The organism is uncultured Xylophilus sp. (genome assembly GCA_913776965.1).
Classification (GTDB): Bacteria; Pseudomonadota; Gammaproteobacteria; order Burkholderiales; family Burkholderiaceae_C; genus Xylophilus.
Genome location: CAJYQL010000054.1, coordinates 1 through 11453 on the forward strand (window position 1 = coordinate 1; position 11453 = coordinate 11453).

Consider the following 11453-nt stretch of genomic DNA (forward strand, 5'->3'; position numbering starts at 1 on the left):
AGCGCCGTCTGCCGGCCCATGAACAGAAATTCGCTGCGGAACAGGCCGACGCCCGCCGCGCCGCCGCGCACCGCGGCCGCGGCGTCCTCGGGCTGCTCGATGTTGGCCAAGAGCGTGATCTGCTCGCCGTCGAGCGTGACCGCCGGTGTGTGCCGCAGCCGCGCGAGCCGCTGACGCTCCAGGTCGCCCTGGCGCTGCTTGAAGCCGTACTCGGCGAGGATGATCGGCGACGGGTCGACGATCATCACGCCGGCATCGCCGTCGATGATCACCCAGTCGTCCTGGCGCACCAGCTGGCTCGCGCTGCGGGCGCCCACCACCGCCGGGATGTCCATGCTGCGCGCGACGATCGCGGTGTGCGAGGTCTTACCGCCCACGTCGGTCACGAAGCCGGCGAACACGCTCTGCTTGAACTGCAGCATGTCGGCCGGCGACAGGTCATGTGCCACCAGCACCAGCGGCACGTCCTCGGTGTCGCCGAGCTGCAGGTCCTGCTGGCGCGGTGCCGCAGCCGGCCGCGGCGGCGCCACCGGCGAGGCCACGCCCTTCATGTGGCGCAGGATGCGCTCGACCACCTGCTCCAGGTCGGCCTTGCGCTCGCGAAGGTAGGGGTCCTCCATCTCGTCGAACTGGCGCGCGATCACCTCGAGCTGGGTAGTGAGCGCCCATTCCGCGTTGTAGAGCCGGTCGGTGATCCAGTGCTTGACGCCGTCCTCCAGCGCCTCGTCCTGCAGCAGCATCAGGTGTACGTCGAGGATCGCGGACAGCTCCTGCGGCGCCTCCTTCGGCCCCATCTGCGCCATGTTGCCCTGCAGACGGTGGATCTCCTCGACCACCGCGTCGCGCGCATCGCGAACCCGGCCGATCTCCGAGGCGATGCGGTCGGCGTCGACGAAATAGTGGGCGACATCCACCCGGCTCGACGCGACCAGCACCGCCCGCCCGATGGCAATGCCGCGGGCGACGGGAAGGCCGTGGATGGAGAAGGTCATGTCAGGCGCACGTCAAACGTTCATCGACGGCGAGCGCAGCGAAGCCCCCCTCAGGGCGCCGCGGTGCCGGCTCCGCCGGACCGCCAGCGCCGCCCCCGGAAGGGGGCTGGCGGAGCGCGCAGCGCGCAGCCTGGGGGCGAGCCATTTATTCGCCTTCGCCGAACTTGTCGGCGATCAGCGCGAGCAGCGCATCCATCGCGTCCTGCTCGCCGGCGCCGGACGTCTCCAGTGTCACCTGGGTGCCCATGCCGGCGGCCAGCATCATCACGCCCATGATGCTCTTGGCATTGACCCGCCGGTCGCCGCGGGCGATCCACACCTCGCACGGGAAACTGCCCGCCAGCTTGGTGAGCTTGGCCGACGCGCGGGCATGCAGGCCCAGCTTATTGCTGATGGTGGTGGTCGTCTGGATCATGCTTCTTTCGGGCCTGGTTCTGCGGTGCGGTGACGGCGACCTGCATCACGCCCTGCGTGCCGCCGACCACCGCGCGCGACACCAGCGCATCGAGCGCCTCGTGGCGGTAGGTGACGGTACGCAGCAGCATCGGCAGGTTGACGCCGGTCACGATGCGGGAGCGCACGCCGTCGACCAGGCGCTGCGCCACGTTGCAGGGCGTCGCGCCGAACACGTCGGTCAGGACCAGCGTGCCGCCGGTGCGGTGTTCGTTCAGGATGATGCGGGCCGACGCCAGCGTCTCGTCGGGCGACACGTTGGGCTGCACGTCGAGCGCCGCCACGCCGTTGCCGCAGTCGGGAAACACATGCAGGGCACATTGGCGCAGCGCATGGGCGAGCGGGGCGTGGGCGATGATGAAGATGCGGTTGGTCATGGGCGCGCGTTGCAGCGCCGCATTATGGCGGTCGCGACAGCACTGTGGCGCCGGCGCATCAGGGCAGGCGCAGGCCGGCGAAGAAGGTCTCGGCCGCCTCGGCCGTCTTCGGCGTGCCGTAGACCGCGGCGTGCAGCGCATGCGGCGTGCTGCCGCCGGTCGCGGCGAACCAGGCCGCCTGCAACGGGAGTGCCGCACCGTCGGGCCGGCGGCCGGTCGCCGCGATCCGCACCGACTGCGCCACCGCCGTGCCGCCCGGCGGCACGAACGGCCGGCCGGCCGGCGCATCGGGCCCGGCCGTGAGACCGGCCTGCTGCAGCGCTGCGTCCTGCCAGGCACCGAGCGTCGAGCCGAGCTGGCCCGGCGGATCGACCGCCGTCCAGCCGAGCACGAAGGTCGCGCCGTCGGCGTCGCAGCCGGCGAGGTGCAGCGTAACGGTCCGGCCGTCGAGCGGCACTTCGCGCGCGGCCTCTTCGGGCTTGCACGGCATCAGCGCCTGCAGCCGGGTGGGCGCCAGGCGCACCTCGCGCCAGTTGAGCGTCGGGCTGCAGCCGGCCAGCAGCCCCGCGAAGAGGCAGGCCGCTGCCAGAGACGGCACGGAGGAGCGGCAGTGCCAGAGGCGGGAGAGTCGCATCGGACGATTATCGGCCGGGGCACGCCATGCGGCTGTGTGCCTGCAATGTGTCCTGGTGCGGGTACGCCTGTAGGTGCGGGTGCGGGTGCCGGGTGCCGGGTGCTGATTTGCCGGTTTACCGAGACCGATGCCTGCGTCGCGCAGCAGGCTGAGCGGGCATATCGCTTACCGCGCGGAACCTCTCGCCGCCCCGGCGGTCCATCCGTGGCCGGCACGCCGATCTTCCGGACGCCCTACACTGCGCGGCGATCCTGCCCCGACCCGACCGCCATGAAACGCATCCTCTTGTCCCTGGCCGCTGCCGCCCTCGTGGCCGGCGCTGCGGGCGCCGTCTTCTGGAGCGCCGGCGCGAGCGCCGCGCCGCCGTCCACCTTCGTGCTGCTCGACGGCTCCCGCCAGTCCACCGAGGACCTCAAGGGCAAGGTGACGCTGGTCAATTTCTGGGCCACCAGCTGCGTCACCTGCGTTGCCGAGATGCCGCGCATCGTCTCGACCTACGACAAGTACAAGGCACAGGGCTACGACACGCTCGCCGTGGCGATGAGCTACGACCCGCCGAGTTACGTCGTCCACTTCACCGAGACGCGCAAGCTGCCGTTCAAGGTGGCGATCGACAACACCGGCGCTGTCGCCAAGGCCTGGGGCGACGTGCAGCTGACCCCGACCACCTACGTGGTGGACAAGCAGGGCACCATCGTCAAACGCTACGTCGGCGAGCCCGACTTCGCCGAACTGCACAAGCTGATCGAGAAGCTGCTGGCGGCCTGAGCCGACTGCTTTTTCACAAGGAAATCGGCCTCCTGCGCAGACGGGGCGTGCGCAGGCAGCTCTTCTTTCGATAGCAATCAGTCGCGGTAGCTGTCGTGGCAGGCCTTGCAGGACGCGCCGGCCGGACCGATCGCCGCCTTGATGGCGTCCAGGCTGCCGGTCTTGGCGGCCACGGCCAGCTTGCCGACTTCGGCTTCCGACTTCTCGGACAGTTCCTTGAAGCGCGCCTGCTCCTTCCAGATCGCCGGGCGGGCCTTGCCGCCTTCGGTGCCGGGGCCGAACGCCGCCCACGGCAGCTTGATCAGCTCGGCCGCCTTCTGCGCGCTCTCCTCGGCCACCTTCGCGTTGTACGGCTCGCGGCCGCCGGCCATGTCGGCAACGCGCTTGAAGTTCTGCTGCATCTCCTTCAGCGTGGCCTGGCGGTACTTGATCGCATCGGCGGGCGTGGCGAACGTGGGCTGCGCCACGGCGGGGACCGCGGCCGCCGCAGCGACGGCCAGCACGAGGCAGTGAACGGATTTCATCGTGATTCCTTTGTGTTGTACATCCGAGACAGGCGGGCCGCGCGCGGCATCCGCCGGCGGAGTGTAGTGCCGGCGCGTCGCCGGTCGAGAGAGGACAATCGCGGCTTTTCCCCGCTTGCCTGTCGCGCCATGCCCGCTTCCACCGTCCGCATCTGGGATCTGCCCACCCGGCTCTTCCACTGGAGCCTCGCGGCCGCGATCGTCGGGCTGGTTGCCACCGCCAAGACCGGCGCGATGGTGTGGCATTTCCGGCTCGGCTACTGCGTGCTGGCGCTGCTCGCCTTCCGGCTGGTCTGGGGGGTGGTCGGCGGCCACTGGTCGCGCTTCGCGCAGTTCCCGCCCTCCCCCGCCCGCGCTTGGCGCTACCTGACCGGCCGCACCGGGGACACCGCCGCGCTGCCGGGCCACAATGCGCTCGGCGCGCTGTCGGTCTACGCGATGCTGCTGGTGTTCGTCGCCCAGGTCGCGACCGGACTGGTCAGCGACGACGCGATCTCGCTCAGCGGCCCGCTGGCCCGCTTCGTGCCAGGCATGGTGGTGGACGAGGGCACCTCCTACCACCGCAGCTGGGGCCAGTGGCTGGTGATCGGCCTGTCGGCGCTGCACGTCGCCGCAGTGCTGTTCTACGTGGGGGTCCGCAAGCGCCGGATCGTCGGGCCGATGGTGCACGGCGATGCGGTGGTGCCGACCGCGGCGGGCGTCGCGGCGCCGACCGGCTCTCGCGACGACAGCCGCAGCCGGATGGTCGCGCTGCTGGTGCTGCTGCTGTGCGCCGCGGCGACCGCTGCGTTGGTGCAGCTCGGCAGCTGACGCTCGGCTCCGACTGTTTTCACCGCGTCGCTACACTCGACTGCGTTTTCTCTCTGCTTTTTCCCCGCGTCCGCCGTGCCTCCGTTACCGTCCGTCGCCCTGACCACGCCCCAGACCGCCGAAGACTGGGACGCGCTCCGCAGCATCTTCCGCGAATATGCCGACAGCCTCGGCATCGACCTCGGCTTCCAGGGCTTCGAGGCCGAACTGGCCGGGCTGCCGGGCGACTATGCGGAGCCGCGCGGCGGCGTGCTGCTGGCGCGTGTCGATGGCGCCGTCGCCGGCTGCTGCGCGGTGCGGCCGCTTGATGGGGTGGACTATCCCAATGCCTGCGAGATGAAACGCCTCTATGTCCGCCGCGCGTTCCGCGGCTTCGGACTGGGCCGGCAGCTGGCCGAGGCGACGCTCGACATCGCTCGACGGGCCGGCTACGCCTGCATCCTGCTCGACACGCTGGATGCGATGGAATCGGCCCGGGCGCTGTACGCCGAGCTCGGCTTCGAGGAAGTGCCGCCGTACTACCACAACCCGATCGCGGGCGCGCACTACCTCAAGGCCGACATCTAGGCAGACGAACCGGCGGGACCGCTTCCGCCCCGTCCACCCCAGAACTCAGGCTTTGGCCGCCTGCACCTGCCCCAGCATCGTGGCAGCGTCGCTCACCTCGAATTGCCCGGGCGCCTCGACGTTCAGCGCCCTGACCACCCCGTCGACCACCAGCGCCGAATAACGGCAGCTGCGCACGCCCATGCCGCGGGCCGTCAGGTCGAGCGTCAGGCCGGTCGCCTGCGCGAACGTGCCGCTGCCGTCGGCCAGGAAGCGCACGGTGCCGCCGGTGTCCTGGTCCCGCGCCCAGGCTCCCATCACGAAGGCGTCGTTGACCGACAGACACCAGACCTCGTCCACGCCGGCCGCCCGCAGCGCGGCAGCGTGTTCCACGTAGCCCGGCACATGCTTGGCCGAGCAGGTCGGCGTGAAGGCGCCCGGCACGGCGAACAGCACGATCGTCTTGCCGGCAGCCGCCTTCTGCACATCGACCGGGTTGGGGCCGACGCTGCAGCCGTTGCCCTCGACTTCGGAATATTCCTGCAGCGTCGCTGCAGGCAGGGTGTCACCGACCTTGATCATGGTTGCTCCGTCTTCTGGTTCAGGTAATACAGGGCAGGCCGCCATCGTCGCGCCGACCGCCCAAGAAAAAACGGCCCCGCAGGGCCGTCGTGCATTGTCTCCGATGCAGGCATCGGAGACAGGGGCTGGCGCCGTCTCAGACGATCGCCGCCTTCTGGACCAGGCGGGTCGCGACCCAGTTCTTGGTCTTGGAGATCGGGCGGCTTTCCGTGATCTCGATCACGTCGCCGGTGTGGTACTCGCCGTTCTCGTCGTGTGCGTGGTACTTGCTCGACTTGGCAACGATCTTGCCGTAGAGCTCGTGCTTCACACGGCGCTCGACCAGCACCGTCACCGTCTTGGCGCGCTTGTCGCTCACCACCTTGCCGACCAAGGTGCGCTTGAGGGATGTTTTAGCTTCCGTCATGGTCACTCCTTACTTGGCAGCGTCCGAACCGGCCTGCTTTTGGGCAAGGATGGTCTTGGCGCGGGCGATGTCGCGGCGCGTGGTGCGCAGCGTCGACGTGTTGTTGAGTTGTTGCGTGGCCTTCTGCATGCGCAGACCGAAATGGGCCTTCTGCAGGTCCTTGATTTCGGCTTCGATGCCGGCGACGTCCTTCTGGCGCAGATCAGCAGCTTTGGTCATGGTGTCCATCCTCCTGATCAGGTGCCGAGCTGGCGGCTCACGAACGTGGTGCGCAGCGGCAGCTTGGCGGCTGCCAGGCGGAACGCTTCACGGGCGAGTTCTTCGGGCACGCCGACGATCTCGAACACGATCTTGCCGGGCTGGATCTCAGCCACGTAGTACTCGGGATTGCCCTTGCCGTTACCCATCCGCACTTCTGCGGGCTTGGTGGAGATCGGCTTGTCGGGGAACACGCGGATCCAGATCCGGCCGCCACGCTTGACGTGGCGGGAGATCGCACGGCGTGCGGCTTCGAGTTGGCGGGCCGTCAGGCGGCCACGGTCCGTGCACTTCAGGCCGAAGTCACCGAACGCCACCGAGTTGCCCCGGGTGGCGACGCCGGTGTTGCGGCCCTTCTGCTCTTTGCGGTACTTGCGACGAGCGGGTTGCAGCATGGTTATCTTTCCTTAAACAGACCGATCACTCGGCCTTTGCACCGTCCGCTGCTGCAGCGGGCGCGGCTACCTTGCGGACGCGCTTAACGGCGGAGGGATCCGCGGCGCCACCGGCACCTGCGGGCTTGTCGCTGCCATCGGCCGGCGCGACGTTGCCACCCAGCGGGCGGCCACCGTCACGGCGGGGAGGACGGCGGTCGGCACCCGGACGGTCGCCCGGGCGGCCGTCGCGGCGCGGACCGCGCGGACGACGCTCGTCGTCACGCGGCTCGACCACGGCGGGCAGGTCGTTGCGACCCAGCGTGTCGCCCTTGTAGACCCAGACCTTGACGCCGATGACGCCGTAGGTGGTCTTGGCTTCGGACGTGCCGTAGTCGATGTCCGCACGCAGGGTGTGGAGCGGCACGCGGCCTTCGCGGTACCACTCGCAGCGTGCGATCTCGATACCGTTCAGACGGCCCGACGACATGATCTTGATGCCCTGGGCGCCCAGGCGCATCGCGTTCTGCATCGCGCGCTTCATGGCGCGGCGGAACATGATCCGCTTTTCGAGTTGCTGGGTGATCGAGTCGGCGATCAGCTTGGCATCGATTTCGGGCTTGCGCACTTCTTCGATGTTGACCGCGACCGGCACCTTCAGGCGGACGGCGAGTTCCTTCTTCAGGTTCTCGATGTCCTCGCCCTTCTTGCCGATCACCACGCCCGGACGTGCCGAGAAAATGGTGATGCGGGCGTTCTTGGCGGGGCGCTCGATCAGGATGCGCGAGACCGCGGCATTCTTGAGCTTGGCCTTCAGGAACTCGCGCACCTTGATGTCTTCGGCCAGCATGCCGGCGAAGTCACGGTTGCTCGCGTACCAGCGGCTGGACCAGTTGCGGCTGACCGACAGGCGGAAGCCGGTGGGGTGGATTTTCTGTCCCATATCTTCCCGACCTTTAGTTGCCGACCGTCACGTACACATGGCACGTGGGCTTGCTGATACGGTTGCCGCGGCCCTTGGCGCGCGCGGTGAAGCGCTTGAGGGTGGCACCCTGTTCGACGTAGATGGTCTTGACCTTCAGCTCGTCGATGTCGGCACCGTCGTTGTGCTCGGCGTTGGCGATGGCCGACTCCAGCACTTTCTTGACGATCCCGGCGGCCTTCTTCTGGGTGAAGGACAGGATGTTGAGGGCCTGGTCCACTTTCTTGCCGCGGATCAGGTCGGCGACCAGACGGCCCTTGTCGACCGAGAGGCGGACGCCGCGGAGGACTGCACGTGTTTCGGACATGTCTGCTCCTTACTTCTTCTGGACTTTCTTGTCCGCGGGGTGACCCTTGAAGGTGCGCGTCAGGGCGAATTCGCCCAGCTTGTGGCCCACCATCTGGTCGGTGATGTAGACCGGCACGTGCTGCTTGCCGTTGTGCACGGCGATTGTCAGGCCGATGAACTCGGGCAGAACCATCGAGCGACGCGACCAGGTCTTGATCGGCTTCTTGTCCTTCGTCGTCACGGCCTTGTCGGCCTTCGCCACGAGGTGGTGGTCGACGAACGGACCTTTCTTGAGAGAGCGAGTCATGTGCTTGCCTCTTACTTCTTACGACGCGACACGATGAAGACCTGCGTGCGCTTGTTGTTGCGGGTGCGGTAGCCCTTCGTGAGGTTGCCCCACGGGTCGACTGCATGGCGGCCTTCGCCGGTGCGGCCTTCGCCACCACCGTGCGGGTGGTCGATCGGGTTCATGGCGACACCGCGCACGGTCGGGCGGATGCCCATCCAGCGCTTCACGCCGGCCTTGCCGAGCTGGCGCAGGCTGTGCTCTTCGTTGGCGACTTCGCCGATCGTGGCGCGGCACTCGATGTGCACGCGGCGCACTTCGCCGGACCGCAGGCGGACTTGGGCGTAGACGCCTTCACGGGCCAGCAGCGTGGCGGAGGAACCGGCCGAACGTGCGACCTGCGCACCCTTGCCGGGCTGCAGTTCGATCGCGTGGATGGTCGAACCCACCGGGATGTTGCGGATCGGCAGGGTGTTGCCGGCGCGGATCGGCGCTTCGGAGCCCGACAGCAGGGTCGCACCCGCCTCGACACCGCGCGGAGCGATGATGTAGCGGCGCTCGCCGTCTGCGTACACCACCAGGGCGATGTGGGCCGTACGGTTCGGGTCGTACTCGATGCGCTCGACCTTCGCCGGGATGCCGTCCTTGTTGCGGACGAAATCGACGACGCGGTAGTGGTGCTTGGCACCGCCGCCGCGGTGGCGGATCGTGATGTGACCGTTGTTGTTGCGGCCGGCCTTCTGGAACTGGGGCTCCAGCAGCGCAGCGTGCGGAGCACCCTTGTACAGGTGATCGCGCGAGACCTTGACCACGGCACGCTGGCCGGGCGAGGTCGGTTTCATCTTGATGACAGCCATGATTACGCAGCCTCCCCGGACAGGTTCAGCTCTTGACCGGGCTGCAGCGTGACGTACGCCTTGCGCACGTTGTCGCGGCGGCCGATGGACTTGCCGAAACGCTTGGTCTTGCCCTTGGTGTTGAGCACGGACACGCCCTTGACCTGGACCTTGAACAGCAGCTCGACGGCGGCCTTGATCTCGGGCTTGGTGGCGTCCTGCAGGACCTTGAAGGTCACCGCATTGGACTTCTCGCCGACCATGGTGGCCTTCTCGGACACGATCGGTGCGACGAGGACTTGGTACAGACGACCTTCGTCGAATTTGGGTGCGGTGCTCATGCGAACAACTCCTTGAGCTTGTCGACAGCGCCCTTGGTCACGAGGACCTTCTTGTAGTGCACCAGCGACACCGGATCGGCGTAACGCGGCTCGACGACCAGCACGTTGGCCAGGTTGCGCGAGGCCAGGTACAGGTTCTCGTCGACTTCGTCGGCGATCACCAGCACGGACTGCACATTCAGGGCCTTGAACTTGTCGGCCAGCTGCTTGGTCTTGGGCGAATCCACCTTGAAGGAATCGACCACGGCCAGGCGTCCTTCGCGGACGAGCTGGGAGAAGATGGACGCCATGCCGGCGCGGTACATCTTCTTGTTGATCTTCTGGGTGAAGTTCTCGTCCGGGCTGTTCGGGAAGGCGCGACCGCCTCCGCGCCACAGCGGCGAGGACGTCATACCGGCACGTGCGCGACCGGTGCCCTTCTGCTTGAACGGCTTCTTGGTCGAGTGCTTGACCTGCTCGCGATCCTTCTGGGCACGGGTGCCCTGGCGCGCGTTGGCCTGGTAGGCGACGACGATCTGATGGATCAGGTCTTCGTTGTAGTCACGACCGAACACGGTTTCCGGCGCATCGAACTTGGATGCGGCCTGGCCCTGGTCGTTCAGGAGTTCGAGTTCCATTACTTCGCTCCCTTGTCAGCGGCTTGCGGCTTGGCCTTGACGGCCGGGCGCACGGTGACGAAACCACCCTTGGCACCGGGGATCGCACCCTTGATCAGCAGCAGCTGACGGGCTTCGTCCACGCGGATCACGTCGAGGTTCTGGGTGGTGACGGTCACGTCGCCCAGGTGGCCAGACATCTTCTTGCCCGGGAACACGCGACCGGGGTCCTGGGCCATCGAAATGGAACCGGGAACGTTGTGCGAACGGCTGTTACCGTGCGATGCGCGCTGCGAGGCGAAGTTGTGGCGCTTGATCGTGCCGGCGAAGCCCTTGCCGATCGAGGTGCCCTGCACGTCGACCTTCTGGCCTGCGGCGAACAGTGCCTCGGCCTTGACCACGCCGCCTGCCTGGTACTGGCCAGCGGTGTCGGCCTGCACGCGGAACTCGCGGATGATCTCGCCGGATTCGACGCCGGCCTTGGCCAGGTGACCCGCTTCGGCCTTGGTCACGCGCGATGCCTTGCGCGAACCGAACGTGACCTGCAGGGCCACGTAGCCGTCGTTCTCTTGGGATTTGACCTGGGTCACGCGGTTGTTGGACACGTCCACCACCGTGACAGGCACTGCGTCGCCGTCGTCGGTGAAGAGGCGCATCATGCCCACCTTGCGACCCAGCAACCCGAGGGAGTTGCTCAGACTCATTGTGTTTTCTCCAAAACTCCCGCCGCCCCGACTGCAATTGGCCGGGGCGTTGCGCCGCACCATGAGAGTGCCGGCGCACGAAAGAAGGTTGATAAAAGCTCCGCCCACGATGCAGACGCATTTTGGGCAGAGCCCGCGATTCTATAGCGCGGCCGCAGAACGCGCAAGCCACGAAAAAGCCCGCAGGCCTTGCGGCCTGCGGGCTCGGTGCGGCGAGCGCAGCGGCGCTTACTGCAGCTTGATTTCCACGTCGACGCCGGCCGGCAGGTCGAGCTTCATCAGGGCGTCGACCGTCTTGTCGGTGGGATCGACGATGTCCATCAGGCGCTGGTGGGTGCGGATCTCGAACTGGTCGCGCGAGGTCTTGTTGACGTGCGGCGAACGCAGGATGTCGAAACGCTTCATGCGGGTCGGCAGGGGCACGGGGCCCTTGACGATCGCGCCGGTGCGCTTGGCGGTGTCGACGATCTCGGCGGCGGACTGGTCGATCAGCTTGTAATCGAAAGCCTTCAGGCGGATGCGGATCTTTTGCTTGGACATGGCTGTTGCTCCTCGTATGTCGGTTCGTGCGATCAGGCGAGGATCTTGGCGACCACGCCGGCGCCGACGGTACGGCCGCCTTCACGGATGGCGAAGCGCAGGCCTTCTTCCATGGCGATCGGGTTGATCAGCTTGACGGTGATCGACACGTTGTCG

20 protein-coding genes and 1 pseudogene are annotated in these 11453 nt (G+C 67.5%); 3 read left to right on the forward strand and 18 right to left on the reverse strand.

Going from position 1 to position 11453, the window contains the following annotated elements; translation table 11 throughout:
* The 4 genes from QZ500_RS07560 to QZ500_RS07575 all read right to left on the reverse strand — a co-directional run.
* Positions 1–992, reverse strand: a 992-nt coding sequence (locus tag QZ500_RS07560; RefSeq protein ID WP_295853119.1) for a phosphoenolpyruvate-utilizing N-terminal domain-containing protein, incomplete at its 3' end; no start/stop codon positions are given.
* A gap of 145 nt (positions 993–1137) precedes the next feature.
* A complete protein-coding gene (locus tag QZ500_RS07565; RefSeq protein ID WP_295853122.1) occupies positions 1138–1407 on the reverse strand; it encodes an HPr family phosphocarrier protein in 270 nt (89 codons plus the stop codon).
* The gene (locus tag QZ500_RS07570; protein ID WP_295853125.1) at positions 1376–1822 is read right to left on the reverse strand and encodes a PTS fructose transporter subunit IIA; all 447 of its coding nucleotides are present in this window, start codon (positions 1820–1822) and stop codon (positions 1376–1378) included. Before QZ500_RS07570 ends, QZ500_RS07565 begins: the two co-directional genes overlap by 32 nt.
* A gap of 58 nt (positions 1823–1880) precedes the next feature.
* On the reverse strand, positions 1881–2456 hold the full coding sequence (locus tag QZ500_RS07575; protein ID WP_295853126.1) for a hypothetical protein: 576 nt from the start codon (positions 2454–2456) through the stop codon (positions 1881–1883).
* Between the two features lie 270 nt (positions 2457–2726).
* Here QZ500_RS07575 and QZ500_RS07580 point away from each other — a divergent pair, with 270 nt between their 5' ends.
* Positions 2727–3224, forward strand: a complete 498-nt coding sequence (locus tag QZ500_RS07580; RefSeq protein ID WP_295853129.1) for a TlpA disulfide reductase family protein — start codon at positions 2727–2729, stop codon at positions 3222–3224.
* A gap of 77 nt (positions 3225–3301) precedes the next feature.
* On the opposite strand, the gene QZ500_RS07585 is transcribed toward QZ500_RS07580, so the two are convergent.
* Positions 3302–3748: a cytochrome c gene (locus QZ500_RS07585; protein WP_295853132.1), complete on the reverse strand. Its 447-nt coding sequence runs from the start codon at positions 3746–3748 to the stop codon at positions 3302–3304.
* 129 nt (positions 3749–3877) lie between these two features.
* Between QZ500_RS07585 and QZ500_RS07590 the strand changes: the two genes are divergently transcribed.
* Both QZ500_RS07590 and QZ500_RS07595 read left to right on the forward strand, forming a co-directional pair.
* A complete protein-coding gene (locus QZ500_RS07590) occupies positions 3878–4558 on the forward strand; it encodes a cytochrome b/b6 domain-containing protein (protein ID WP_295853134.1) in 681 nt (226 codons plus the stop codon).
* Positions 4559–4633: 75 nt separating this feature from the next.
* The gene (locus QZ500_RS07595) at positions 4634–5125 is read left to right on the forward strand and encodes a GNAT family N-acetyltransferase (protein ID WP_295853137.1); all 492 of its coding nucleotides are present in this window, start codon (positions 4634–4636) and stop codon (positions 5123–5125) included.
* Between the two features lie 45 nt (positions 5126–5170).
* Here the strand turns inward: QZ500_RS07595 and QZ500_RS07600 are convergent, their stop codons facing one another.
* The 13 genes and pseudogenes from QZ500_RS07600 to QZ500_RS07660 all read right to left on the reverse strand — a co-directional run.
* Entirely contained in the window at positions 5171–5686 is a 516-nt protein-coding gene (locus QZ500_RS07600; protein WP_295853140.1) for a peroxiredoxin, read from the reverse strand.
* Positions 5687–5822: 136 nt separating this feature from the next.
* Positions 5823–6092 (reverse strand): 30S ribosomal protein S17, encoded by a 270-nt coding sequence (rpsQ, locus tag QZ500_RS07605; protein WP_295853142.1) that lies wholly within the window; start codon positions 6090–6092, stop codon positions 5823–5825.
* A gap of 9 nt (positions 6093–6101) precedes the next feature.
* The gene (gene rpmC / locus QZ500_RS07610) at positions 6102–6311 is read right to left on the reverse strand and encodes a 50S ribosomal protein L29 (RefSeq protein WP_295853243.1); all 210 of its coding nucleotides are present in this window, start codon (positions 6309–6311) and stop codon (positions 6102–6104) included.
* A 17-nt stretch (positions 6312–6328) separates the two neighbouring features.
* Positions 6329–6745, reverse strand: a complete 417-nt coding sequence (gene rplP / locus QZ500_RS07615; protein ID WP_295853145.1) for a 50S ribosomal protein L16 — start codon at positions 6743–6745, stop codon at positions 6329–6331.
* 25 nt (positions 6746–6770) lie between these two features.
* Positions 6771–7667 (reverse strand): 30S ribosomal protein S3, encoded by an 897-nt coding sequence (rpsC, locus tag QZ500_RS07620; protein WP_295853148.1) that lies wholly within the window; start codon positions 7665–7667, stop codon positions 6771–6773.
* Positions 7668–7680: 13 nt separating this feature from the next.
* Positions 7681–8013: a 50S ribosomal protein L22 gene (gene rplV / locus QZ500_RS07625; protein WP_198970249.1), complete on the reverse strand. Its 333-nt coding sequence runs from the start codon at positions 8011–8013 to the stop codon at positions 7681–7683.
* Between the two features lie 9 nt (positions 8014–8022).
* A complete protein-coding gene (rpsS, locus tag QZ500_RS07630; RefSeq protein WP_007838132.1) occupies positions 8023–8301 on the reverse strand; it encodes a 30S ribosomal protein S19 in 279 nt (92 codons plus the stop codon).
* Between the two features lie 11 nt (positions 8302–8312).
* Positions 8313–9137 (reverse strand): 50S ribosomal protein L2, encoded by an 825-nt coding sequence (gene rplB, locus QZ500_RS07635; protein ID WP_295853172.1) that lies wholly within the window; start codon positions 9135–9137, stop codon positions 8313–8315.
* A 2-nt stretch (positions 9138–9139) separates the two neighbouring features.
* Entirely contained in the window at positions 9140–9457 is a 318-nt protein-coding gene (gene rplW / locus QZ500_RS07640; protein ID WP_295853176.1) for a 50S ribosomal protein L23, read from the reverse strand.
* On the reverse strand, positions 9454–10074 hold the full coding sequence (gene rplD / locus QZ500_RS07645; protein WP_295853179.1) for a 50S ribosomal protein L4: 621 nt from the start codon (positions 10072–10074) through the stop codon (positions 9454–9456). The genes rplW and rplD overlap by 4 nt, the downstream gene beginning before the upstream one ends.
* Positions 10074–10757, reverse strand: a complete 684-nt coding sequence (rplC, locus tag QZ500_RS07650; RefSeq protein WP_295853181.1) for a 50S ribosomal protein L3 — start codon at positions 10755–10757, stop codon at positions 10074–10076. The genes rplD and rplC overlap by 1 nt, the downstream gene beginning before the upstream one ends.
* 228 nt (positions 10758–10985) lie before the next feature.
* A complete protein-coding gene (gene rpsJ, locus QZ500_RS07655; protein ID WP_003059431.1) occupies positions 10986–11297 on the reverse strand; it encodes a 30S ribosomal protein S10 in 312 nt (103 codons plus the stop codon).
* A 32-nt stretch (positions 11298–11329) separates the two neighbouring features.
* Positions 11330–11453 (reverse strand): annotated as a pseudogene (locus QZ500_RS07660) (elongation factor Tu); the annotation flags it as partial.

Bases quoted from the DNA above. Each gene is read 5' to 3' on its own strand.
- QZ500_RS07565 (WP_295853122.1), bottom strand. From the start codon at position 1,407: ATGATCCAGACGACCACCACCATCAGCAATAAGCTGGGCCTGCATGCC.
- QZ500_RS07570 (WP_295853125.1), bottom strand. From the start codon at position 1,822: ATGACCAACCGCATCTTCATCATCGCCCACGCCCCGCTCGCCCATGCG.
- QZ500_RS07575 (WP_295853126.1), bottom strand. From the start codon at position 2,456: ATGCGACTCTCCCGCCTCTGGCACTGCCGCTCCTCCGTGCCGTCTCTG.
- QZ500_RS07580 (WP_295853129.1), top strand. From the start codon at position 2,727: ATGAAACGCATCCTCTTGTCCCTGGCCGCTGCCGCCCTCGTGGCCGGC.
- QZ500_RS07585 (WP_295853132.1), bottom strand. From the start codon at position 3,748: ATGAAATCCGTTCACTGCCTCGTGCTGGCCGTCGCTGCGGCGGCCGCG.
- QZ500_RS07590 (WP_295853134.1), top strand. From the start codon at position 3,878: ATGCCCGCTTCCACCGTCCGCATCTGGGATCTGCCCACCCGGCTCTTC.
- QZ500_RS07600 (WP_295853140.1), bottom strand. From the start codon at position 5,686: ATGATCAAGGTCGGTGACACCCTGCCTGCAGCGACGCTGCAGGAATAT.
- rpsQ (WP_295853142.1), bottom strand. From the start codon at position 6,092: ATGACGGAAGCTAAAACATCCCTCAAGCGCACCTTGGTCGGCAAGGTG.
- rpmC (WP_295853243.1), bottom strand. From the start codon at position 6,311: ATGACCAAAGCTGCTGATCTGCGCCAGAAGGACGTCGCCGGCATCGAA.
- rplP (WP_295853145.1), bottom strand. From the start codon at position 6,745: ATGCTGCAACCCGCTCGTCGCAAGTACCGCAAAGAGCAGAAGGGCCGC.
- rpsC (WP_295853148.1), bottom strand. From the start codon at position 7,667: ATGGGACAGAAAATCCACCCCACCGGCTTCCGCCTGTCGGTCAGCCGC.
- rplV (WP_198970249.1), bottom strand. From the start codon at position 8,013: ATGTCCGAAACACGTGCAGTCCTCCGCGGCGTCCGCCTCTCGGTCGAC.
- rpsS (WP_007838132.1), bottom strand. From the start codon at position 8,301: ATGACTCGCTCTCTCAAGAAAGGTCCGTTCGTCGACCACCACCTCGTG.
- rplB (WP_295853172.1), bottom strand. From the start codon at position 9,137: ATGGCTGTCATCAAGATGAAACCGACCTCGCCCGGCCAGCGTGCCGTG.
- rplW (WP_295853176.1), bottom strand. From the start codon at position 9,457: ATGAGCACCGCACCCAAATTCGACGAAGGTCGTCTGTACCAAGTCCTC.
- rplD (WP_295853179.1), bottom strand. From the start codon at position 10,074: ATGGAACTCGAACTCCTGAACGACCAGGGCCAGGCCGCATCCAAGTTC.
- rplC (WP_295853181.1), bottom strand. From the start codon at position 10,757: ATGAGTCTGAGCAACTCCCTCGGGTTGCTGGGTCGCAAGGTGGGCATG.
- rpsJ (WP_003059431.1), bottom strand. From the start codon at position 11,297: ATGTCCAAGCAAAAGATCCGCATCCGCCTGAAGGCTTTCGATTACAAG.